Here is a 23,141-nt window from a genome sequence, read left to right as displayed (position 1 = left end):
TCTTTTTTAGTTTGCTACTTCAGCCAATGCGGGCGTGGATTCTACTTTTTTGCCAAGCAGTTTGATAATGCCCCACAGCACGGCAATTCCTATGATGTATACCAGGAACCAGTGTACACCCCAGCTCGAAAGCGAGGTACAAACCAGGTTGGCTACCAGCGCCACTGTGACAGCATAAGGCAGCTGCGTCTTCACGTGGTCGATGTGATTACAACCCGAGGCCAGGGAACTGAGAATGGTGGTATCGGAAATAGGGGAGCAATGGTCACCGAATACGGCGCCGGCCAGCACTACGGAGATCACGTTGTACATGATCGGCATGGTCTCCTCCGCGCTCATGCCGTGCTGCAGGCTCACATACCAGGTGGCAGGCAGCATCAGCGGGTATAGAATGGCCATGGTGCCCCAGCTCGATCCGGTTGAAAAGGCTATGATGCCAGCCAGGAAAAAGGTGATCTCAGGTAACCAGCGCGGCGATACATTGCCTGAAAAGAGTGAGGTGAGGTACTCGGCAGTGTAAAGCTCCTTGGTAACCTGCGCCAGCGACCACGCCAGCACCAAAATCAGCATGGCTGGCAGCATTGTCTTAAAGCCCGTCACCAGCGACTCCATGGTTTCGTACAGGCTCATAATGCGCTGGCTTACGGTAAGGGCTATCGCTACAACTACCCCCGAAAGCGAGGCCCAGATCAGGGCTGTGTAGGAGTTGGAGTCGCCAACGGTTATGGAAAGCTTGCGAAAGAAACCGATGCTCTGGTCAGCCCACGTGTCGGGATTATACCCTGTGTAGAGCAGTCCTATAACGGTTCCGAAAATGACAACCAGTACAGGTATAAGTGCATTGAATGCGCGGCTCCGATCAGGATCAATGGCTTCGAACTCGGCCATTTCCTGCTGTTGGCGTGCGTCGCTGCGGCTGTCGGGGCGGTGGTTGCTCACTGCGCCTGACGTGCGGGCACGCTGCTCGGCTTTGTGCATCAGGCCATAATCGCGGTTCATCCAGATCAGCATCAGCATAAACACCAGCGTAAGCACCGGATAGTAGGCGTACTGTAGGGAGTTTAAAAACATCGAATAAGCGCCTTCCTCTATACCCAGCGTGATGGTAGCATCCTTGATATAACCCAGCTCAGCGCCGATCCAGGTGGTCACAAAAGCGATAGCGGCCACAGGAGCTGCGGTGCTGTCCACAATATAGGCCAGTTTTTCGCGCGAAACGCGGTGCTTGTCTGTAACGGGGCGCATGGTATTGCCTACGATCAAAGAGTTGGCATAGTCATCGAAGAAGATGGCCACACCCAGCACCCATGTTACCAGCTGCGAACTCCGGGCTGAGCGTGCATAGCGCGAGAGCCTGTTCACGACGCCTGCCATACCTCCGTTTTTGGAGATAATAGCCACCATGCCGCCAATCAGCATTGAGAAAATGACGACGGAGATATGATCTGCATCTGTGAGGGCGCCAATCAGGTATGTGTCGGCAACGGCCAGCAGGCTGGCAAAGAAAGCCTTAAAGGAGAGACCGTATATCACGAAACCACCTACCCATATACCGGCAAACAGCGCCAACAGCACCTCTCTGAAAATAAGGGCCAGCAGAATAGCGATCAGTGGAGGTAAAATAGAGAGCCACATCGGGAAGTGGCGTACACCGTGCTCGGCTTCAGCATCGAGGCGGTAAAGGCGGGCCACGGTATGGGTGCCGACGTTGGCGCTCACCTGTATCAGGTTGACCTTTTGGGGGAGCGAAAAACGAGCCTCACCTTCCGTGAAGCTGACATCTTGCAGGTTGCCGTTGATGCGAACAGGCAGCGGACCGCTATACCTGACCAGGTTGCCCGATTCGTTGGTGGCTTGGAGCATAAAAGCCGTGTCGTTCACGGCTTGCAGATTAAACTCCTCAATAGCTAGTTCTGAACTGTCTTCCTGCGCAATTGCCTGAAAGGAGAGAAAAAGCAGCAGCGCAAGACTCAAAAGGGTCTGTAATAACCTCATGTGGTTGTAGGGTCGGTTCTTGTAAACCCTTAAGTAAGTAAATTATTGAGAGATTAGAAAATTCTGATATTTGTAATCCTTGACAGAATAAAATAAAACAGCTTCTGCCTGGGTATGGCAGAAGCTGTTAAAAATAGCGTATGGCTTAAGCCGGCCCCTAAGGCTACTTTGCCCGGTTTACAATAAAAACACCTGCCAGAATAATGATCATGCCTACATAGTGCCACAAGTGAATTACCTCGTCATCCAGAACGCCCCACATAAGCGCTACCACAGGTATAAGGTATGTAGTGGAGCTGGCGAACAGGGTAGTAGAGATATGAATGAGCTTGTTAAATAGCACCAACGCGATGGCGGTACTGAACACGGCCAGTATAGCAATGTACATCAGTGCTTCCCAGGCGCCCGGCACATGGTGCAATTTATACCAGAAATCGGTGGTGAACAGGTATACCAACGCAACAGGACCTACTGTGAGCAGCGCCAGACTGGAAACGGCAATAGCCTTGATGCCGTGCAAACGGAACTTAATAATGTTAGCGCTAATGCCATAAAAGATAGTGGCTACCACGATGTACAGACCATAGTACATATTATTGAGTTCGGCATTGCCATTACCTGTGAATATGAGAATAGCCGTACCCGCTATACCTACCACAATGCCGAGCATGCGCATCCAGGTGATGGACTGGCCAAACAGGGCAGCACCCACCAGCAAGGTAAACAGGGCCGTAAGTGAGTTAAGTACACCAGCCAGCCCACTGGCCAGGCGTGTCTCAGCGATGGCAAACAGAAAAGCAGGGAAGAAGTTGCCCAGCAGGCCGCTACCCAATAAAAACTTCCAGCGGGTTGGCTCTACCTTGCGCACATTATGAATGGCAAAAGGCAACAAGGCAGCACAGGCAATGACCATACGCAGCGCACCCAGTTCATCCGAAGAATAAACTACCAACCCCTTCTTGATAAGTATAAAAGATGTACCCCAGATTAAGGCGAGTATAACGACCAATATCCAGGCGATGGCCGGCGTGTTTGTCTGCTCTTGTGGAGGAGAAGGTATAGTTTTGATAAGTATAAGTTTAAGAAGTTAAGAAGTAGAAACCAGTTACAAAGTTCAACTCACCTGCAAAGATAAAAGGGGTTAGTGTCTCAACGCATATGCTGAACACCAACTCCTTAAATTTAATTTGAAGCGTTAACTCCTATACTTCTAAACCGCTTCGTACGCCATCGTCTGAGCGATCTCGTCCAGCGTGTCATAGATTTCCTGGATGTCTTCGGACTGCACCAGTTTCATGCGCAGCGGCTTGAAATGCGGCAGACCACGGAAGTAATTGGTATAGTGGCGGCGCATCTCAAAAATGCCCAGTTTATCACCTTTCCACTCCAGCGAGTGCGTGAAGTGCTGGCGGCATACCTCTACACGTTCCTCCAGAGTTGGAGGAGGCAATACCTCGCCGGTTGCCATGAAATGTTTGATTTCGTTGAAGATCCACGGGTGGCCAATAGAGGCACGGCCAATCATGATACCATCTACGCCATACCTGTGCTTGTATTCCAGCGCTTTCTGAGGCGAGTCGATGTCGCCGTTGCCGAAGATCGGGATGTGCATGCGCGGGTTGTTCTTCACCTCGGCAATCAGGCTCCAGTCGGCTTCGCCTTTGTACATCTGTACGCGGGTGCGGCCATGGATGCTTAGGGCTTTTATACCTATATCCTGCAGTCTTTCGGCAGTCTCTACAATGTATTTTGTGTTCTCGTCCCAGCCCAGGCGCGTTTTCACGGTCACGGGCAGGTGCGTGGCTTTCACGATCTCCTCGGTCATCTTCACCATCTTGGGCACGTCGCGCAGCAGTGCAGCGCCGGCACCCTTGCAGGCCACGTTCTTCACCGGGCAACCGTAATTAATGTCGATGAGGTCGGGGCCAGCCTGCGACGAAACGATGGCAGCCTCACGCATTGACTCTATTTCGGAGCCGAAAATCTGGATGCCGATGGGACGCTCGTAGTCAAAAATGTCGAGTTTTTGCACACTTTTGGCGGCGTCACGTATCAAACCCTCAGAAGAGATGAACTCGGTATACATGAGGTCTGCCCCGTTGGCCTTGCACACTTTTCGGAAGGGCGGATCGCTCACGTCTTCCATCGGTGCCAGCAGCAGCGGAAACTCGCCCAGTTCTATGTTCGCTATCTTTACCAAAGCAAAAGTTAAAATTTCACGTAAATTTACGTCAATTAAACCTAATCTTCTCTATGAAAGGTTTCATCTCCGAAGATCGACACCCATTTTTAGTACTGCTGCTGTTGCTGGCTTTTATGCTGGGTGGCTATTTTGTGGCCAGTTTTATATACCTGGCGCTGGTAACTACGGTGCTCGGAATAGAGGTGATCGACCTGACGAACCTGCTGGCTAATCCCACAGAACACCCGGAAGCGGCTGATGCGCTTTTGCTTTTTCAGGGCCTGGTGCAGTTCTGCTCTTTTGTGCTGGGGCCGCTGCTGATGCTGCGCCTGGCAGGTGTGAACATCGGCCATTATCTGAACTGGAAAAAACTGCCTTTGCCTGCTTTGTTGTTACTGGGGGGTTTTCTGATTATCTTTATTATGCCGGCCAACTCACTGATAATCAGTTGGAATGCCGAGCTCGGTCTGCCGGACTTCATGCGGGGTTTTGAAGAGTGGGCGCGCGCTAAAGAAGATGAGCTAGCCGAACTGACCAAACTGATTGCCAACTTCGGAACCTTGCCGCGCCTGCTGATGGGCCTGCTCGTGATTGCGGTTATACCTGCCATCGGCGAAGAACTCGTGTTCAGGGGCGTACTGCAGCGACAGGTACACCGCTGGTCGGGCAATGCGCATGTGGCAGTTTGGGTAGCGGCGATCATCTTCTCGGCTATACACGTGCAGTTTTTTGGTTTTGTGCCGCGTGTGCTGCTGGGTGCCTTGTTTGGTTACCTATACCTGTGGTCGGGCAATATCTGGGTGCCGATTGTGGCGCACTTTTTCAATAACGGTTTCACGGTGTTCCTGCTATACCTGCAGCAGACAGGCGCTATTGACTTTAATGTAGAGTCGACGGAGCCGATGCCGGTTATGACCATTTTGATATCGGTTGTGTTGAGTGCGGCCGTAATCTATTACCTTTACAAGCAGTTTATGCTCACGCCCACACGCCCAGAAAGTATAGCCGAAGCTGCAGGAGAGCGCGAGAATAGTTAAATTCAGACAAATCAACCGGCTGATGCTGCCGGCAACCCCTATCGCATGAGCACCAAGCTATCTGCCCTTAGTAATTTACAGCAACGCCTGATTGTCGGAGTATTAGGGGCGGCCCTCTTCATCGGAGGTATAATCTTCAGCGAGTGGACTTTCTTTATCCTCTTTCTGGGGCTCACGGTGCTGGGTACGCTCGAGTTTTACCGACTGGCAGGTACGGCAGGTATAAAAGCCAACAAGGTATACGGCACCCTGCTGGCTGCTGCGATCTTTATATCTGTTTTCCTGATCGATAAAGCGTACATGCCAGTCGAGGTGCTATACCTGTTCCTGCCTGCACTATTCCTGATATTTGTGCTGGAACTCTACCGCAAAGAATCACAGCCGTTCACCAATATAGCCTTTACCATATTGGGCGTGCTTTACATCGCCGTTCCGTTCTCACTGCTGCAGCTGCTTGGGTATTTGCAGGGCGAGTACCGCTGGCAACCCATTCTGGGGCTGCTGCTGCTTATATGGTCCGCTGACACGGGCGCTTACATTGCCGGCAAAAACTTCGGGAGGAACAAACTCTTCGAGCGCATCTCTCCGGGCAAAACCTGGGAAGGCTGGGCTGGCGGCGTTATCCTGACTATTATTGTTAGCTGGGTGTTGTCTATGTTCTTTCTCGATCTGGAACTCTACCAGTGGATAGGTATAGCGATTATTGTGTCGGTTTTTGGCGTGCTGGGCGATCTGGTGGAGTCCCTGCTGAAGCGCAGCCTGGGCGTAAAAGATTCGGGTACGCTGCTGCCCGGCCACGGGGGTATTCTGGACCGTTTCGACAGCCTGGTACTGGCCGTTCCCTTTATTGTTGCATTCCTTAAAACATTCTAATTTATTGTTGATGAAGGTGTAGGTGTGTGTATATAATAATTACATAACTTTACCGCCATCATTGTTAACCACCAATTAATTCAAGCTTAAAATAATGTTATACAAAGAGCCAGCACCGATAAAGGACAGGGAGAACCCATTTGAATCGATGATGTCGCGTTTTAACATCGCGGCAGAGATACTTGGGTTGGATGAGGAAGTTTACAACGTACTCAAAACTCCGACGCGTCAGGTGATCGTGAACGTGCCCGTTACGATGGACGACGGCAAGGTACGCGTGTTTGAAGGTTACCGTGTAATTCACTCTACTATACTGGGCCCGTCTAAAGGTGGTGTGCGCTTTGCCCCCGACGTTTTCCTGGACGAAGTAAAAGCCCTGGCCGCCTGGATGACCTGGAAGTGCGCCGTGGTGGATATACCTTACGGTGGTGCTAAAGGTGGTGTCATCTGCGATCCTTTCTCGATGTCTGCCGGTGAAATGGAGCGTCTGACCAGAGCTTATACCCAGGCACTGGTAGATACCTTCGGCCCTGACCAGGACATACCTGCGCCTGACATGGGTACCGGTCCGCGCGAAATGGCCTGGCTGATGGACGAATACTCTAAAATGAAAGGCTCCACTATACATGCAGTGGTAACTGGTAAGCCACTTGTGTTGGGCGGTTCGCTTGGTCGCGTAGAGGCAACAGGCCGTGGTGTAATGGTATCAGCAATGGCTGCTATGGAGAAACTGGGCATGGACCCGGCCAAATCGACGGCCGTGGTGCAAGGCTTCGGAAACGTAGGTGCCTGGGCTGCCAAACTGATGGCTGAGCGCGGTGTGAAGATACTTGGGGTGAGCGATGTAAGCGGCGCTTACTGGAACGACAACGGCATCGACATTGAAGAGGCGATTGAGTATAAGAACAACAACAACGGTCGTCTGGAAGGCTACAAGAACGCCGAGAAAATCAGTAATGAAGAACTGCTGGTTTCTAAAGTAGATGTTTTGGTACCGGCTGCTGTGGAAGATGTGATCACGATCAAGAATGTAGACCAGATTCAGGCACGCCTGATTGTGGAAGGTGCCAACGGCCCTACTTCCTATAAAGCCGACAACATCATCAACGAAAAAGGTATCATGGTTGTGCCGGATATCCTGGCAAACTCAGGTGGTGTAACCGTGTCATACTTCGAGTGGGTGCAGAACCGCATGGGCTTTAAGTGGACGCTGGAGCGTGTAAACACACGTGCCGAGCGCATCATGAACGAGTCGTTTGAGCGTGTGTATGCTGCATCGCAGAAGTACAACGTACCAATGCGTATAGCTGCTTACATTGTGGCAATTGACAAAGTTGCCATGACGTATAAGTACCGCGGCGGCTTCTAAGCGAAGATTTTTAGTAAAATAATCGAAAGATTATATAATTTTGGAACAGATAATAGCCCATCTACGAAACTGGATGGGCTATTATAACTTATAAAAGACCTGTAGCATTTAGTTTTCACGGATGAAAATTCATAAAGAAGGAAGAAGGATTCTATTTTTTACACTGTTGATTTTGGTCGTACTCAACCTGTTGCTGTACAACTTCAACGCCGATAATAAGACCTTCAACAAGATTTTCTCCGGTGTTTCAGTTGTGCTTTTCCTGCTCATTCTGCAGTTTTTCCGCAGCCCTTACCGCAACCTGCTGTTGCACGAAGACCTGATTGTAGCGCCTGCCGACGGAAAAGTAGTGGTGATTGAGGAGGTAGAAGAGACCGAATACTTCAAAGACAAACGCAAGCAGATCTCCATTTTCATGTCGCCGATCAACGTGCACATTACCCGTAACCCGGTTTCAGGCATCGTGAGTTATTTTAAATACCACCCGGGCAACTACTTTGTGGCTTGGCACCCGAAATCGAGTACGCAAAACGAGCGCACCACAGTGGTAGTGGAGTCAACGGCCGGTCCAGAAGTGCTCTTCCGCCAGATTGCCGGTGCCATGGCGCGCCGCATTGTGTGGTATGTGAACGAAGGCGACGAAGTGAGCCAGGGTGAAGAGTTCGGTTTCATCAAGTTCGGTTCGCGCGTAGACATTTTCCTGCCACTGGACACGGAAGTGAAAGTAGAACTCGGTCAAAAAACTAAAGGTGGCCAGACCGTAATTGCACAGCTTAAGACAGCCCCTCCCACACTGTTTGGATAAAATCGAATTTAGCTTAACAGGCGAAAGATACAAACAAGCCAGCCCGGGAATCATCTCCGGGCTGGCTTGTTTGCTGATGGGCTATACCTGAATTGGGGCCTGCAGGAAACAAATCCCATCTTTCAGAAGCAAATTCGGCGTTTAAACATTAAATTGCAGTATAAAATAGCATTCGTAAAGCTGGCTACTAACATTCTTTATTGAAAAGCGTTAGCACAAAAGCATAATTACGGCGCCTATTGCAGTTATGAGAATTTTTTACTTCCTGCTTCTACTACTGAGCCTTGTCCTGCTTTCGGCTTGCGAGGAGTTGTTTGAGTATCACCCGAATCAGATTATACTAAGCGAAGACGAGCGCAACCTCACCGCACGCAACCTGGCGCGGCTCCAAAATCAGCAGCCTGGGGACACGCTGTACCTGCTTGTTATGGGCGATACCCAGCGCTTTTACGATGCCGCCAGCGCCTTTGTCGATAAAGCTAATACCTTTCCTTACATCGATTTTGTCATACATCAGGGCGATATTTCTGACTTCGGTATGTCGCAGGAATTCCGGTGGGTACACGACATCATGGATAAACTAAAGTGGCCATACCTGACTGTAGTTGGCAACCACGACCTGCTGGCCAATGGCCGCAAGGTATACCAGCAGATGTACGGCGACTTTAACTACAGTTTCGACTACGGCCATACCCGCTTTGTATTTATCGACACCAATGGTCTGGAGCACAACTACAACGGCCATGTGCCCGATATCGACTGGCTGAGTCAGCAACTGCAGCATCAGGACGGTGACAGCTGGCAGCAGGCAATTGCGGTGTCGCACATACCGCCGTATGACAATGACTTTGATATGGCTTTAGAAAGAGCTTTCCATAATACATTGAAAGAAAGTGAGCGGGTACAACTGAGCTTGCATGGGCATATCCATAACTTCAGAGCCGATTTTCGCTACGATGAAGACTTGCTATACCTGGCCACCTCCACCGTACAAGAACGTGAATTCACCTACCTGAAAGTATGGAAAGAGGGCTACAGTTATAAAAGAGTAGCTTACTGATATGGAGCGGTTTTTTATGATATCGCTTGCTGCGCTGCTCCTCTCGCTGAGACCTTACGCATCGTTTAGCCAGGAAAAGTCATTTTCGCCATACCATGCCAAGTTGCAGTATGCGGGTAGCATTGGCTTTGCATCGGTTGGGGTGGGGCGGAGCTTCTTTCACGAAAAGCTTGAGACGGACTTGTTTATGGGCTACTTGCCCGAGCGCATCGGTGGAGACCGCATCTGGACGGCAGCCCTGAAGATCACGGGCACGCCTTTGAAGCCTGTGCCTGTCAAGCCGCTGGACTGGCAGCCGCTTCGCATCGGTGTGCAGCTGAGCCATACCTTCGGCAAGGAGTACTTCATCTTTGAACATCACGACAAGTACAGCAAAGGTTACTACGGCTTCCCGACGGCGGTGCACCTATACCTATACCTGGGTGGGCAGGCCGATTTCACCCGCGTAGAGAAACTGCAGCGGTTTGGGTTATACTACGAAGTAGGTACCAGTCTAGAGTACCTGGTTTCGTACATCCAGAACCCCCGCTATTTGGGGCCTGGCAAAATCTTTAATCTGGCGCTTGGTATGCGGGTGAGGTTGTAGAGGGAAACTACTTCAGAAGAATATCAAAAGCAACGGCCATACCTCCAAGCAGAGGTATGGCCGTTGCTTTTGACAACAGGAATATTTAGTACCAGCTTTCTACCAGCTTCATCAGTTGCTCGAGGTATTTCTGGTCTACTTCATCAAAATCGTTGAGCTTGTCGCTGTCCACGTCCAGCACGAGTTTCACTTCGCCGTCCTTTATCACAGGTATCACGATCTCGGATTTGGAGTCGCTGCTGCAAGCGATGTGACCCGGGAAAGCCTCCACATCGGGCACCAGAATAGCTTCCTGGCGGGTATAGCAGGCGCCGCAAACGCCTTTGTGGTAAGGTATACGGGTACAGGCCACCGGCCCCTGAAACGGACCCAGTACCAGCTGCCCTTCTTTATTGAAATACACACCTACCCAAAAAAAGCCCATACCCTGACGCAGGGCGGCCATCATATTGGAAAGGTTGGCGATCAGGTCGGTTTCGCCGGTTACGAGTGCTTCGATCTGAGGAACGAGCGCTTTATATTTTTCTTCTTTACTGAGGTTTTGGTCTACTATAAGTGATTCAGCCATAAGGAGTAAGGTATAGGTGTAAATGCGCTGGGGAGAAAATCTATACCTGAAAAGCAGCATAGTACTCCCGCGCAGGGTTTAAAAATTAAGTTCTGAAATACTATTGCGGTAATGCAACAGCCTGTCGGTTCCAGCGGTCTGCACTTTGAGCAAGTGGCTGTGCGCCATGTCCGGAGCCGGCGTGCCATCCCGCAGCACGCGAGTCTGGCTCTTAAAACAGAAGGCTTCATCCCACAGGTTTTCCTTCAACAGACTTTTGATCAGGTAAGTCCCACCTTCCACGAGCAGCGACAAGACCTGGCGCTGGTGCAGGTCCTGCATGATTTGTGCCAGCAGCGACTCCTCCTCCCGCAGTTGCACATAAGCCAGGTGTTTATGCTGCTGCTCCCGTTGCAGGTAGGTATATACCACCGTCGGCAGGCTTTTGTCGAACAAATGCAGGTGCGGGGGCAGTTGCAGCTTGCGGTCGATGACTACACGCAGTGGACTATGGCCGGGCCAGGAACGGGTATCGAGGCGCGGGTTGTCGCAGGCCGCCGTGTGACTACCCACCATAATCGCCTGCTCCTCGGAGCGCCACTTGTGCACCAACCTGTGCGACAGCGGACCACTGATCTGTACTTGCTGCTTATTCGGACCGCTGATAAATCCGTCTGCCGATTCTGCCCATTTGAGCAAGATGTAAGGCCGCTTTTGGGTATGGAAAGTAAAGAAGCGCTTGTTCAACTCCAGTCCTTCGCTCTTCAGCACACCCACCTTTACCTGCGCCCCTGCATCGAACAGCTTTTTAATGCCACGACCTGCCACTTTAGGATTCGGGTCGGTGTTGCAGATCACTACATCGCGCACGCCGCTACTGATCAGCAAATCAACACAAGGCGGTGTTTTGCCAAAATGCGAGCAAGGTTCCAGTGTAACGTATACCCGGCTTTTGGGCAGCAAACTTTTGTCGTGCACGCTGGCCATGGCGTTGACCTCGGCATGCGGGCCTCCAAATTCGCGGTGCCAGCCTTCCCCGATGATACGACCATCGTGCACTACCACGCAGCCCACCATCGGGTTGGGGTAGGTATAGCCGCTGCCCAGCCTGGCCAGTTCCAGCGCACGCCGCATGTAGAGTTCGTCAGTCAAGTTCAGGTGTTTACGTTAAACATTTTTAAAGTTTAGTATCATCAAATCCGCCACAAAGGAAGCGAGTTCATGATAGATGCATGACTTATACGCAATAAAATTTTACTTTTGCAAAGGTATCTAAAATCATACAAAACCTATACCTGTGGCCACCATACAGCAGACAGCGCAATTCATCCGCGAAAGTATACAACATGCCTACCCTGAACCGGAGGCCGGTGCCATTGCGCAGTTGGTGCTGGAGCATGTGCTTCGGAAAAGCCGTATGCAGTTGAGTCTGGCGCAGCAGGAAGAATTAAATCCGGAGCAGGAGGAGCAGGTACGACAGGCAGTGGAGCGCTTGAAAAAACAGGAGCCGGTGCAGTATGTGCTCGGCACCGCCCACTTTTATGGACTCGATCTGCAGGTAGATGAACGTGTGCTGATACCCCGTCCCGAAACCGAGGAACTGGTAGACTTGGTAGTGCGCGAACACAGTGGCCGCATCGGTTTGCGGGTGCTCGATATCTGTACAGGCAGCGGCTGCATCTCTTTGGCGCTGGCCGCTAATTTGCAAGCCGACAGGGTATATGGACTGGAAGTTTCGGAAGGAGCGATGAAAGTAGCCCGTGCCAATGCCCGCCAGCAAAAGTTGCCGGTAGCCTGGTTGGAGCAGGATGTTTTTGAGCCGATCCAAGGTATAGCACCCCACTCCCTGGATATCATCACGAGCAACCCGCCTTATGTGAAGGAGCAGGAGAAGTCACTGATGCGAGCCAATGTGCTGGAATTTGAGCCTCATCTGGCCCTTTTCGTGCCCGACGAAGACCCGCTCAGGTATTACAGACGCATTGCAGAGGTAGGGGCGGGACTGCTCAAAAAAGGTGGGCGGCTATACTTTGAAATAAATGAGCAGTACGGCGAGGAGGTGCGGCAATTGTTGCTGCAAGCCGGTTTTACGCAGGCGCAGGTGGTACAGGACCTTTTCGGCAAAGACAGAATTGTGAAAGGGGAGTTGTAGATTCTGCTGCATTTAAGCACCGACTGCCGTCTGTATGGTCGGGCCGCTTGTGCCAGGAACCACTCTTGCTGTCAATTCCTGAGTATAGTCATCTTGATGAGGTATACAGTAACAAGGAAGTGATCGCTGGTCTGCTGGCGATTATACAGAATATACAAGTTGTTATTTAAATAAGCAGTCAGGAGGCGGCTGCAAAACTAGAAGGCATTACACAAGTTTGAAAACAAATTAAATGAAGAAAATATTAGTGACAGGAGGGGCAGGCTATATTGGCTCCCATACCGTGGTAGAACTGGTAGAGGCTGGCTACGAGCCCATCATCATAGATAATTTTTCCAACACCGAAGAGCGTTCTCTCCAAGGTATAGCCGACATCCTGGGCCGTGAAATTACCTGTCACCGCATCGACTGTACGGATGTGGCGGCACTGCGCAAAGTATTTGAGCAGGAGGCAGGTATAGCGGGCGTTATTCATTTTGCCGCTTACAAAGCTGTGGGTGAGTCGGTGGACGAACCACTCAAGTATTATCACAACAATGTAGGTTCGCTGGTGGCTTTGCTGCAGGTGATGGAAGAGTTTAAAGTGAGCAAGCTGGTATTTTCCTCATCCTGTACGGTATATGGGATACCTGACCAACTGCCTGTGACGGAGCAAACACCGGTGCAAAAAGCCAATTCTCCTTACGGCAACACCAAGAAAATCTGTGAAGAAATTCTAACGGATCTGGCTACCAGTGGTAGTAATATGCATACCATTGCGCTTCGCTATTTCAATCCGATCGGGGCACACCCATCAGCTAAAATTGGCGAGTTACCGTTAGGAGTTCCGAATAACCTGGTTCCTTTTGTTACTCAAACGGCCGCAGGTATACGCGAGCAGTTGACGATCTTCGGAAACGATTATGACACTGTAGACGGTACCTGCATCCGTGACTATGTGCATGTAGTGGATCTGGCTAAAGCACACGTAGTAGCCATCGACAGACTTTTGTCTGATAAGGCTGAAAATATCGAGTTCTTTAACGTGGGCACTGGTACGGGCAATACAGTACTGGAAGCAGTGCAGGCCTTTGAGCGAGCCACCGGTGAGAAACTTAACTACAAGATCGGTCCCCGTCGGCCAGGCGATGTGCCAAAAATCTACGCTGACGTAACCAAGGCTACCGAAGAGTTAGGTTTTAAGACGACCAGCACCCTGGAAGAAGCCATGAAGAGCGCCTGGGACTGGCAGATGCATCTACAGAATATAACAGAATAAGCTTATCATATGAACCTTTTGATCACCGGCGGGGCTGGTTTTATCGGCTCGCACGTGGTGCGGCTTTTTGTAGAATCCTACCCAAACTATAACATTTTCAACCTCGATGCCCTGACCTACGCGGGCAACCTGCAGAACCTGGTGGACGTGGAGGAGAAGGCCAACTACACCTTCCTGAAAGGCGACATCACGGACGCTGCCTTCCTGGAGAAGATCTTTTCAGAACACAAATTTGAGGCAGTGATCCACCTGGCAGCCGAGTCGCACGTGGACCGCTCCATTGCCGGACCCATGGCCTTTGTAGCCACCAACGTGCTGGGCACAGTGAATTTGCTGGAGGCCTGCCGCAGACACTGGGCCGGCGACTACGCGGGTAAACTCTTCTACCACGTCTCCACCGACGAGGTATACGGCTCGCTGGGAGAGGAAGGGCTTTTCACCGAGTCCACTGCTTATGACCCACGCTCACCTTACTCAGCCTCCAAGGCCGCCTCAGACCACTTCGTCAGGGCCTGGCACCACACCTATGGTATGCCGGTTAAACTCTCGAACTGCTCCAATAACTACGGCCCTAACCATTTTCCGGAGAAGCTCATCCCGCTGGCCATTCACAACATCAAAAGTGGAAAGCCCGTGCCGGTATATGGCAAAGGGGAGAATGTGCGCGACTGGCTTTATGTGCTGGACCACGCGCGGGCGATCGAGGCCATCTTCCACCGCGGTAAGGTGGGCGATACCTACAACGTGGGTGGGGTGAACGAGTGGCGCAACATTGATCTGATCGAGCTCCTTTGTGATGTGATGGACGAGAAGCTAGGGCGGGAGCAGGGCACCAGCCGAAAGCTCATCACCTTTGTGAAAGACCGCGCCGGCCACGATGCCCGCTACGCCATCGACTCCTCCAAATTGATGAAGGAGCTGGGCTGGGCGCCGTCGGTGACCTTCGAGCAGGGACTGGCAAAGACCGTCGACTGGTACCTGCAAAACGAGCAATGGCTTGCAGAAGTCACCTCGGGCCACTACCAGCAGTATTACGCCCAGCAGTACGAAGCAAGATAGGTAAGGAAGACAAGATAGATGAAAGTAAAAGAGATATACCTGGGTGACTGCCTGCTGCTCGAGCCGGCCGTCTTTGCAGACGAGCGGGGCTACTTTTTTGAGAGCTTCAACGAGGCCAAATTCAATACGCTGGCGGGGCGCCAGGTGCACTTTGTGCAGGACAATCAGTCCTTCTCCACCCGCGGCGTGCTGCGGGGGCTGCACTTCCAGCTCGATGAGCACGCGCAGGCCAAACTGGTGCGGGTGCTGAAAGGGGAGGTGCTGGATGTGGCTGTGGACATAAGACCTGAGTCGCCCACCTTCGGGGAGCACTTCTCGGTGGTGCTCAGCGCCGCAAACCGGCTGCAGCTCTTCATCCCGCGGGGCTTTGCCCATGGCTTTGTGGTGCTCAGCGAAGACGCGGAGTTCTTCTACAAGTGCGACAACTACTACAATAAGGACTCAGAGGGCAGCATCCACTACGCCGACGCGGAACTGGCCATTGACTGGAGTCTGGACCCGGCCGAGCTGATCGTCTCCGAGAAGGATGGTGAGAGCAGGACTTTTGCCGAGTTCAAACAGCGCCTCAAAGGCTAGCGCAGCGGCCATTGCAAAAGATTCTTTAGCTTTGCAGCCCAGGCAACGCAGTAAGGAGTAAGTAAACAACTTAAGGAAAACAAATGAAAGGCATCATCCTGGCCGGGGGCTCCGGCACCAGACTCCATCCCTTGACGCTGGCCGTAAGCAAGCAGCTCATGCCCGTCTACGATAAGCCCATGATCTATTACCCGCTCTCCACGCTGATGCTGGCGGGTATAAAGGAGATCCTGATTATCTCCACGCCGCACGATCTACCTATGTTCGAGCGGCTGCTCGGGGACGGAAACCGGATCGGTTGCAAGTTCAGCTACCAGGTGCAGGAAACACCCAATGGGCTGGCGCAGGCTTTTGTGCTCGGGGAGGAGTTCATCGGGGACAATAAGGTAGCACTCGTGCTGGGAGATAATATTTTCTACGGGGCTGGGATGAGCCAGCTGTTGCAGGCCAACGCAGACCCTGATGGGGGGGTGGTGTACGCCTACCATGTCACGGATCCTGAGCGCTATGGGGTGGTGGAGTTCGACGAGCACGGAAAGGCTGTCTCGATCGAGGAGAAGCCTGAGGAACCCAAGAGCCAATACGCTGTGCCGGGCCTTTATTTTTACGATAATGAGGTGGTAGAAATTGCCAAAAACCTGCAGCCGAGTCCAAGAGGCGAGTACGAAGTAACCGACATCAACAAAGAATACCTCCGGCGCGGCAAACTCAAGGTGGGGGTGCTCAACCGCGGCACAGCCTGGCTCGACACGGGCACGGTGCAATCGCTGATGCAGGCGGCCACGTTTGTGCAGGTGATCGAGGAGCGGCAGGGGCTTAAGATCGGCTGTATCGAGGAAGTGGCCTGGCGCATGGGCTTTATCCATGACGAGCAGCTAAAAGCAGCCGCAGAGCCACTACGCAAAAGCGGATATGGCGAGTATCTGCTGCGCATCATGAAAGAAAAAAAACTGCGGTAGGTATAGTTCAACCGTTGTTAACTAAAAAGCTGCCTTTGCAAAAGCATGGGCAGCTTTCTTATTTAGGTATAGCCGAGGGTCAGGTATAGCACAGGCTAGAATATAAAACCCAGCGCAAATCCCACTAGAATAATGATAGGCGCAGGTATACGGGTGAAAAGTAGTACACAAAAAGTGGCCACCACAATGCCAAAATTAATCGGAGTATTATCAATGGGATGGTAGAGCATAATAGCTGCTGCCACTACCATACCTGAGCTCACAGCGTTTATACCTTCCAGCGAGGCCCTCACAACTCTGTATTTTTTCAGATCGTCCCAGAAACGGATCACAAAGAAGATCAGAAAAGTGCCGGGTAGGAAAATGCCGATTGTAGCTACCAGTGAGCCCAGTAGCTGCCCCCATACCCCGTGTTCCCGCATAGCCAGGTTGCCGATAAAAGCGCAGAAAGAAAAAACCGGACCGGGAAGGGCCTGCACCACAGCAAATCCGGAGAGAAACTCTTCGCCTGTTAAATACTTCTTAAAGTCGACAAACTCGGTGAACATTAGCGGAATGAGTACCTGCCCACCGCCAAACACCAGGCTGCCGTTACGGTAAAAGTTCTCGAACAGTCTTATGGGAAGTGATGAGGTCGCCCCACCCAACACAGCCGCCACGATCAGCACCGCCACATAAAGTACAAAGTTAGCCCACTGTATGCGAAGTTTTTTGTCCTTTTCCTGCGGGTGCTGCCTGAAGCGAAGCGCCGTAATTGCCCCGCCAGATAATAATAATAGCGGGTATACCCAGGGGGAATGGAAAAAGTAAGCCAGTATACCTGAGACCACCATAATGCCGATGGCCAGCTTGGTGTTGACTACTTTAGAACTGATGGCATAGGCTGCATACGAGACGAAACCAACCGCCATAGGCTGTATAAAGCGCAAAAACTGGAGCGAAATGTTGTTTTCCTGCAAGTAAGATATGCCAAGTGCCGCTGCCGCCATAATAGTGGAAGCAGGGAGTAACCAGACCAACAGTGTCAGGTAGGCCAGGTTTGGCCCGCCGATGCGGTAGCCAATGGCCGTGAGGGTTTGGGTAGAGGTAGGGCCAGGTAATATCTGGCAGAGGGCATTGAGTTCGATAAGCTCCTGCTCTGTTAAGTAGCGGCGCTTGTTAACCAGTAACCGGAGCATCAAAGCAATATGCGCCTGCGGGCCGCCGAATGAGGTCAGGGCGAGCAATAGTACGTCTTTCAGGAAGATGTAATAGCGCAGACTCATGCCGTAGATTCAAAAAAAGAGAGATAGCGCGGACACCATCTCTCTTTTTACTGGTTTAGATTCGATTAAGCTTTTTTAAGGCCAAGTTCTACCAGGCGCTCATTCAAGTACTCGCCTGCAGTAGCATCCGGATAGGCCTTTGGGTTCTGCTCGTCTATGCAGCTCTCCAGGCAGGTCAGGTCCATTTCGGAACGTGGGTGCATGAAGAAAGGGATAGAGTAGCGGGAAGTATGCATCAGTTCGCGCGGCGGGTTTACCACACGGTGGATCGTCGACTTCAGTTTGTTGTTGGTCAGGCGGGCCAGCATATCGCCTACGTTTACCACCACTTGCTCTGGCAGCGCTGTGATCGGAATCCACTTTCCGTCGCGGCGCAGTACCTGCAGACCGTCGGCACTGGCACCCATGAGTAGTGTGATCAGGTTAATGTCGCCATGTTCTGCGGCACGAACGGCATCAGCCGGCACACTGTCCGGGTTTTCGATCGGGAAGTAGTGGATTGGGCGCAGAATGCTGTTACCATACTTCACTTTATCATCGAAATAAGTTTCTTCTAAGCCTAAGTGGATGGCTATGGCGCGCAGTACCTGCTTGCCTGCAGCCTCTAGCTTGGTGTAAGCCTCCAGCGTAGTTTCTTTCAGTTCTGCTACTTCGGCTGGCCAAATGTTCTCCGGATATTCTGCTTTGATCGGGTCGCTGTCAGGTATAGCGCTCAGCTCCTGGCCCACGTGATAAAACTCTTTCAGGTCGCCGGTGTTGAAGCCTTTGGCCTTTTCTTTCCCTTTTCCCACATAGCCTCGCTGGCCGGCAAGTTCCGGATTTTCATACTTCTGCTTCACCTTATCCGGCAAGGCAAAAAATTTCTTCACGGCAGCGTAGAGTCTTTCCGTCAGGTCATCGCTCAGGCCGTGGTTTTTCAAGGCAATAAAGCCAATGTTCTGATAAGCGTTTCCTAACTCCTGCACAAAGCGTGCTCTGCGTCCCTCATCACCTGATGTAAAATCAGCTAAGTCCAATGAAGGAACTTCATCAAACAAAATCTCGCTCATATAGTCTTTTTTGTATACTTTTACGTTAATATTACGTAGTGCGCAATATACAAATAAAAATAGTATATTGGCTACTTGCTAATTCAAACACTCTTTAGATGAAAAAAACCTACTTACTCTTTGCTTCGGCCCTTATGCTGGCTTTTGCTTCCTGCGATACGACACGCCAGATGCAGGATGATGAAACACGTACTCCGGTAATGGCAACAACCACAGGACCAACGCCAACGGGAGCCGTGATGAGCAAGGGCGGCCTGCGTGTTTTCGCCTTCGACGATTCGCAGAAATACCCGGAGTCTCAGCTGCGCCTGAATACTCCTCCAGAAAACGGTGTAGTGCAGCCAGGTCCGGTAGAGTTTTCATATGAACTATCTAACTTCCAGTTGACTCGTATGACGCCACACTCCAACTCGGAGTTTATGGCTAACTCACAGGAAGGGCAACACATCCATAACATTGTAGACAATGAGCCTTATACTGCTCACTACGAGACTTCATTCACAAAAGAGATGGAAGAAGGCGAGCACGTGGTGCTTTCGTTCATTTCGCGCTCTTATCACGAAAGTCTGAAGCACAGAGGCGCTTATGACCTGCGTATGGTTACAGTGGGCAGACCGCAACAAAGCTTGGATTTCGACATGAAAGGCCAGCACATGTTCTACAGCCGTCCGAAGGGCGAGTATGTAGGCAGCGACACCCGCCGCATCATGCTGGACTTCTACTTGGTAAACACCGACCTATCAACTACCGGTAACAAGGTGCGTGCTACTATCAATGGCAACGAGTTTATACTGGACAAGTGGATGCCGCACATCATTGAAGGCTTGCCAATGGGCGAAACCACTATTAAACTGGAACTGATCAACAATGCTGGCGCCGTTATACCTGGTCCTTACAACACTGTAACCCGCACGATCACGCTGAAAGAAAGCTAGGATTTAAATTGACGTAACGCATAAACGGACGAAAGCCCGCAGCCATAAACGCTGCGGGCTTTCGTTTTTAGTAGCAGGTATAGGAATACCTGTGCTGCATGCCCTGTGTACGTTGCAGCCTGTTATGGCTGTTACCGCCAACTGGATTAAGGTAGTCGTGCATTACTCGTGGCATAAGCCATACAGAAAGTATACAAAACCTGTCTGTATCAATTGGCCAAAAAAACAGCGGCTATACCTGATGCAGGTATAGCCGCTGTTTTTTTGCGAGCAAAAAATCTATTCCTTCGGTTTGTTTGGTCCGCCCTGACTAGGGTTGGCAATAGAGTTGCGCATGTCAGTGTCAGACTGGATGTTCTGCATCTTGTAATAGTCCATGATGCCGAGGTTGCCGCTGCGGAAAGCTGCTGCGATGGCCTGCGGAATCTCAACTTCGGCTGCGATAACGGAGGCGCGTGCTTCCTGTGCTTTGGCTTTCATTTCCTGCTCCACGGCAACGGCCATAGCACGGCGCTCTTCAGCTTTCGCTTCGGCTACTTTCAGGTCGGCTCCAGCCTGGTCTATCTGCAGTTTTGCACCGATGTTCTCACCCACGTCAATGTCAGCAATATCAATAGACAGGATTTCGTAAGCGGTGCCTGCATCCAAACCTTTCTGTAGTACCAGTTTTGAGATCATGTCTGGGTTTTCCAGCACGCTCTTATGCGATGCAGATGAACCGATGGATGTCACGATACCCTCACCCACACGAGCCAGAATCGTCTCCTCACCAGCACCACCTACCAGTTGCATAATGTTAGCGCGCACCGTTACACGGGCTTTAGCGATGAGCTGTATACCGTCCTGCGCTACCGCGGCTACGTTTGGCGTATTGATCACTTTCGGATTTACAGAAGTTGTTACGGCCTCAAACACGTCGCGGCCTGCCAGGTCAATGGCTGTGGCCTGCTTAAAGGAAAGCGGAATATTGGCTTTGTCAGCTGAGATGAGCGCCCGGATAACGTTAGGTACGTTGCCGCCTGCCAGGTAGTGAGTTTCAAGTTCGGTGGTGGTCACGTCTATACCTGCCTTGGTTGCATTGATCATGGAATTGACGATGAGACTTGGCGGTACCTTACGGATGCGCATGAACACCAGCTCCAGCAAGCCAACTTTTACGCCCGAGAACAGGGCCGTGATCCAGAGGCTGATCGGCACAAAGTATAAGAAGATGAACAGCAGGATGATGCCGCCCGCAATGAGGAATAAGAGTGAAAAATTTTCCATTGAGTTGTTTTAGGTAATTGCTTCTACTGTGATTTTATTCGCTACTATTTTGATGATGCGCACAGGCGTAGTGGGTGGCAGGAAATTGCCAGTTGTCTGTACCTCATGGCGCCGCTCCTTAAAAATGGCCGTGCCCTGCGGACGAAGCGCCGATACGGTTATACCTTCTTCACCTACCTCCAGCAGGTGTGGATCCTCCTCGTTCACACGGCTTTTGTTGCTGTCTTTGAGCGCGAACCGCGACCAGGCCTCCGACCTGAAACTATAGAAAAGCGCTACCCCACCAGCCAGGACCGAGCCAGTCAGTACGAGATGCCCAGTTTCTGTGCCGAGCGCCGCATAGCTGATCCAGACGCCTACAACTACCAGTATAAAGCCCAGTATACCTACAATGGTGATGCCCGGCACAAAGATGAGCTCCACTACGATCAGGACAAGACCGATGCCGATAAGCAGCACTACTGTAAGCCAGTCTAAGAGCATAGTTTAAGGGTAGGTTTAGGTAAATATAGTGAATTTATTGTTGATTGTTAGCTGTCGAGTGTGCAAAAGGTATAGGAACCATTCAAAAAGAAAGCGCCACATCCTAAGAAGGGGTGTGGCGCTTTTAAAATCTGATTGCCGAAAGCAATCAGCAATTAAAAAGCAATCAGCAATTAATAAGCCTTCGCAAAGTATACGCGTTGCTTCGATGGCTTGCCTGTGATCATGTCAACACCGTCTTCTTCAGGTGTATCGAGGGCGATGCAGCGGATCGTAGCTTTGGTTTCTTCCTTGATGCGCTCTTCTGTCTCGGCGGTGCCATCCCAAGGGGCTAGCACGAAGCCGCCTTTGGTTTCGAGCACCTGCTTAAACTCCTCGTAGCTATCTACCTTGGTTGTGTTCTCCTCACGGAAGTTTAATGCTCTGTTATAGATGTTTTCCTGGATCTCGTCGAGCAGGGCAGGTATGTAGGTTGCCAGGCTGTCGAATGGCTGGGTGCTCTTTTCTTTGGTGTCGCGGCGGGCCACTTCGGCCGTGCCGTTCTCCAGGTCGCGGGCTCCGATGGCCAGACGTACTGGTACACCCTTCAGTTCCCATTCGGCAAACTTAAAGCCAGGGCGCTCAGTGTCACGGTCATCGAACTTCACACTGATACCTTTGGCCTCCAACTCCTTCTTCAACTGAAGTACCTTCTTACTGATCCGGGCTAGTTGCTCTTCTCCTTTGTAGATCGGTACGATCACCACTTGGATAGGAGCAAGTTTTGGAGGTAATACCAAACCTTCGTCGTCGGAGTGGGCCATTACGAGCGCCCCCATCAGGCGTGTACTCACACCCCACGAAGTGCCCCATACGTACTCCAAACCTCCTTCTTTCGTGGCAAACTTCACATCAAATGCCTCTGCAAAATTTTGCCCCAGGAAGTGGGAAGTGCCAGCCTGCAGCGCCTTGCCGTCCTGCATCAAACCTTCGATGCAGTAGGTGTCGAGGGCGCCGGCGAAGCGTTCACTTGGCGTCTTCACACCACGTATAACCGGCAGGGCAATGAATTGCTCCGCAAAAGTGGCGTATACCTCCAGCATCTGCTTTGTCTCTGCAATGGCTTCCTCAGCAGTGGCGTGGGCCGTATGGCCTTCCTGCCATAGGAACTCAGCCGTGCGCAGGAACAAGCGCGTGCGCATCTCCCAGCGTACTACGTTTGCCCACTGGTTCACTAGGATAGGCAGGTCACGGTAGCTCTGGATCCAGCCTTTGTAAGTGTTCCAGATTACAGCCTCAGATGTTGGTCGAACAATTAGCTCTTCTTCGAGTTTAGCATTTGGGTCCACGCGCAGTTTGCCTGGTTTATCAGGGTCTGCCTGCAGGCGGTAGTGTGTTACTACGGCGCACTCCTTGGCAAAACCTTCGGCATTCTGTTCTTCTGCCTCAAACAAGCTCTTAGGTACAAAAAGCGGGAAATAGGCGTTTTCGTGGCCAGTGGCCTTAAACATATCGTCTAGCTGACGTTGCATCTTTTCCCAGATGGCGTAACCGTAAGGTTTAATTACCATGCAGCCGCGCACAGCAGAATTTTCTGCTAAACCGGCTTTTTTTACCAGCTCGTTGTACCATTGCGAGTAGTCTTCGCTTCTTTTTGGCAGCCCTTTGCTCATGTTAAAAAAAATATTTATCTTATATCAGTAATT

22 protein-coding genes are annotated in these 23,141 nt (G+C 51.3%); 12 read left to right on the top strand and 10 right to left on the bottom strand.

Annotation, left to right across the window (positions count from 1 at the left end):
- Positions 1–6 precede the first annotated feature (6 nt).
- The 3 genes from K3G39_RS17810 to dusB all read right to left on the bottom strand — a co-directional run bounded on the left by K3G39_RS17810 (position 7) and on the right by dusB (position 4,195).
- Positions 7–1,995 carry a Na+/H+ antiporter NhaC family protein gene (locus K3G39_RS17810; RefSeq protein ID WP_255594466.1) on the bottom strand — a complete coding sequence of 663 codons (1,989 nt, stop codon included), beginning with the start codon at positions 1,993–1,995 and terminating at the stop codon, positions 7–9.
- A 163-nt stretch (positions 1,996–2,158) separates the two neighbouring features.
- On the bottom strand, positions 2,159–3,004 hold the full coding sequence (locus tag K3G39_RS17805) for a DMT family transporter (protein WP_255594465.1): 846 nt from the start codon (positions 3,002–3,004) through the stop codon (positions 2,159–2,161).
- Positions 3,005–3,205: 201 nt separating this feature from the next.
- Entirely contained in the window at positions 3,206–4,195 is a 990-nt protein-coding gene (dusB, locus tag K3G39_RS17800; protein ID WP_220627527.1) for a tRNA dihydrouridine synthase DusB, read from the bottom strand.
- A 53-nt stretch (positions 4,196–4,248) separates the two neighbouring features.
- Here dusB and K3G39_RS17795 point away from each other — a divergent pair, with 53 nt between their 5' ends.
- From K3G39_RS17795 to K3G39_RS17770, 6 genes are all read left to right on the top strand, one after another.
- Positions 4,249–5,214 carry a CPBP family intramembrane glutamic endopeptidase gene (locus K3G39_RS17795; RefSeq protein WP_220627526.1) on the top strand — a complete coding sequence of 322 codons (966 nt, stop codon included), beginning with the start codon at positions 4,249–4,251 and terminating at the stop codon, positions 5,212–5,214.
- A gap of 45 nt (positions 5,215–5,259) precedes the next feature.
- Positions 5,260–6,087 carry a phosphatidate cytidylyltransferase gene (locus K3G39_RS17790; RefSeq protein WP_255594464.1) on the top strand — a complete coding sequence of 276 codons (828 nt, stop codon included), beginning with the start codon at positions 5,260–5,262 and terminating at the stop codon, positions 6,085–6,087.
- Between the two features lie 94 nt (positions 6,088–6,181).
- Positions 6,182–7,456: a Glu/Leu/Phe/Val dehydrogenase gene (locus tag K3G39_RS17785; RefSeq protein ID WP_220627525.1), complete on the top strand. Its 1,275-nt coding sequence runs from the start codon at positions 6,182–6,184 to the stop codon at positions 7,454–7,456.
- A gap of 121 nt (positions 7,457–7,577) precedes the next feature.
- Positions 7,578–8,261 (top strand): phosphatidylserine decarboxylase family protein, encoded by a 684-nt coding sequence (locus tag K3G39_RS17780; protein WP_220627524.1) that lies wholly within the window; start codon positions 7,578–7,580, stop codon positions 8,259–8,261.
- A 247-nt stretch (positions 8,262–8,508) separates the two neighbouring features.
- A complete protein-coding gene (locus tag K3G39_RS17775) occupies positions 8,509–9,321 on the top strand; it encodes a metallophosphoesterase (protein WP_220627523.1) in 813 nt (270 codons plus the stop codon).
- Between the two features lies 1 nt (position 9,322).
- Complete coding sequence (locus K3G39_RS17770) at positions 9,323–9,907, top strand: hypothetical protein (protein WP_220627522.1); 585 nt, start codon at positions 9,323–9,325, stop codon at positions 9,905–9,907.
- 85 nt (positions 9,908–9,992) lie between these two features.
- On the opposite strand, the gene K3G39_RS17765 is transcribed toward K3G39_RS17770, so the two are convergent.
- Both K3G39_RS17765 and ribD read right to left on the bottom strand, forming a co-directional pair.
- Positions 9,993–10,475: a GAF domain-containing protein gene (locus K3G39_RS17765; protein ID WP_220627521.1), complete on the bottom strand. Its 483-nt coding sequence runs from the start codon at positions 10,473–10,475 to the stop codon at positions 9,993–9,995.
- 78 nt (positions 10,476–10,553) lie between these two features.
- On the bottom strand, positions 10,554–11,606 hold the full coding sequence (ribD, locus tag K3G39_RS17760; protein ID WP_220627520.1) for a bifunctional diaminohydroxyphosphoribosylaminopyrimidine deaminase/5-amino-6-(5-phosphoribosylamino)uracil reductase RibD: 1,053 nt from the start codon (positions 11,604–11,606) through the stop codon (positions 10,554–10,556).
- A gap of 145 nt (positions 11,607–11,751) precedes the next feature.
- Between ribD and prmC the strand changes: the two genes are divergently transcribed.
- The 5 genes from prmC to rfbA all read left to right on the top strand — a co-directional run bounded on the left by prmC (position 11,752) and on the right by rfbA (position 16,458).
- Positions 11,752–12,606 carry a peptide chain release factor N(5)-glutamine methyltransferase gene (gene prmC, locus K3G39_RS17755; RefSeq protein ID WP_220627519.1) on the top strand — a complete coding sequence of 285 codons (855 nt, stop codon included), beginning with the start codon at positions 11,752–11,754 and terminating at the stop codon, positions 12,604–12,606.
- Positions 12,607–12,838: 232 nt separating this feature from the next.
- The gene (galE, locus tag K3G39_RS17750) at positions 12,839–13,864 is read left to right on the top strand and encodes a UDP-glucose 4-epimerase GalE (RefSeq protein WP_220627518.1); all 1,026 of its coding nucleotides are present in this window, start codon (positions 12,839–12,841) and stop codon (positions 13,862–13,864) included.
- Between the two features lie 9 nt (positions 13,865–13,873).
- Complete coding sequence (gene rfbB, locus K3G39_RS17745) at positions 13,874–14,923, top strand: dTDP-glucose 4,6-dehydratase (RefSeq protein WP_220627517.1); 1,050 nt, start codon at positions 13,874–13,876, stop codon at positions 14,921–14,923.
- A gap of 18 nt (positions 14,924–14,941) precedes the next feature.
- Entirely contained in the window at positions 14,942–15,499 is a 558-nt protein-coding gene (rfbC, locus tag K3G39_RS17740) for a dTDP-4-dehydrorhamnose 3,5-epimerase (RefSeq protein ID WP_220627516.1), read from the top strand.
- Positions 15,500–15,582: 83 nt separating this feature from the next.
- Positions 15,583–16,458, top strand: coding sequence for a glucose-1-phosphate thymidylyltransferase RfbA (gene rfbA / locus K3G39_RS17735; RefSeq protein WP_220627515.1), 876 nt, complete (start codon positions 15,583–15,585; stop codon positions 16,456–16,458).
- Positions 16,459–16,553: 95 nt separating this feature from the next.
- Here the strand turns inward: rfbA and chrA are convergent, their stop codons facing one another.
- Positions 16,554–17,723, bottom strand: a complete 1,170-nt coding sequence (chrA, locus tag K3G39_RS17730; RefSeq protein ID WP_220627514.1) for a chromate efflux transporter — start codon at positions 17,721–17,723, stop codon at positions 16,554–16,556.
- 65 nt (positions 17,724–17,788) lie between these two features.
- A complete protein-coding gene (locus tag K3G39_RS17725; RefSeq protein WP_220627513.1) occupies positions 17,789–18,772 on the bottom strand; it encodes an isopenicillin N synthase family oxygenase in 984 nt (327 codons plus the stop codon).
- A 98-nt stretch (positions 18,773–18,870) separates the two neighbouring features.
- On the opposite strand from K3G39_RS17725, the gene K3G39_RS17720 reads away from it, so the two are divergent.
- Positions 18,871–19,707: a hypothetical protein gene (locus K3G39_RS17720; RefSeq protein ID WP_220627512.1), complete on the top strand. Its 837-nt coding sequence runs from the start codon at positions 18,871–18,873 to the stop codon at positions 19,705–19,707.
- Positions 19,708–19,986: 279 nt separating this feature from the next.
- Here K3G39_RS17720 and floA read toward each other — a convergent pair whose 3' ends face one another.
- The 3 genes from floA to proS form a co-directional block, all read right to left on the bottom strand.
- Positions 19,987–20,973, bottom strand: coding sequence for a flotillin-like protein FloA (gene floA, locus K3G39_RS17715; RefSeq protein WP_220627511.1), 987 nt, complete (start codon positions 20,971–20,973; stop codon positions 19,987–19,989).
- Between the two features lie 9 nt (positions 20,974–20,982).
- Positions 20,983–21,456 carry an NfeD family protein gene (locus K3G39_RS17710; RefSeq protein WP_220627510.1) on the bottom strand — a complete coding sequence of 158 codons (474 nt, stop codon included), beginning with the start codon at positions 21,454–21,456 and terminating at the stop codon, positions 20,983–20,985.
- 173 nt (positions 21,457–21,629) lie between these two features.
- Positions 21,630–23,108 carry a proline--tRNA ligase gene (gene proS / locus K3G39_RS17705; protein ID WP_220627509.1) on the bottom strand — a complete coding sequence of 493 codons (1,479 nt, stop codon included), beginning with the start codon at positions 23,106–23,108 and terminating at the stop codon, positions 21,630–21,632.
- Positions 23,109–23,141 lie beyond the last annotated feature (33 nt).

Source organism: Pontibacter sp. HSC-14F20, from assembly GCF_019599265.1.
Classification (GTDB): Bacteria; Bacteroidota; Bacteroidia; order Cytophagales; family Hymenobacteraceae; genus Pontibacter.
Note: the sequence above shows the minus strand (reverse complement) of the source record. Positions and strands in the feature narration are given on the sequence as shown.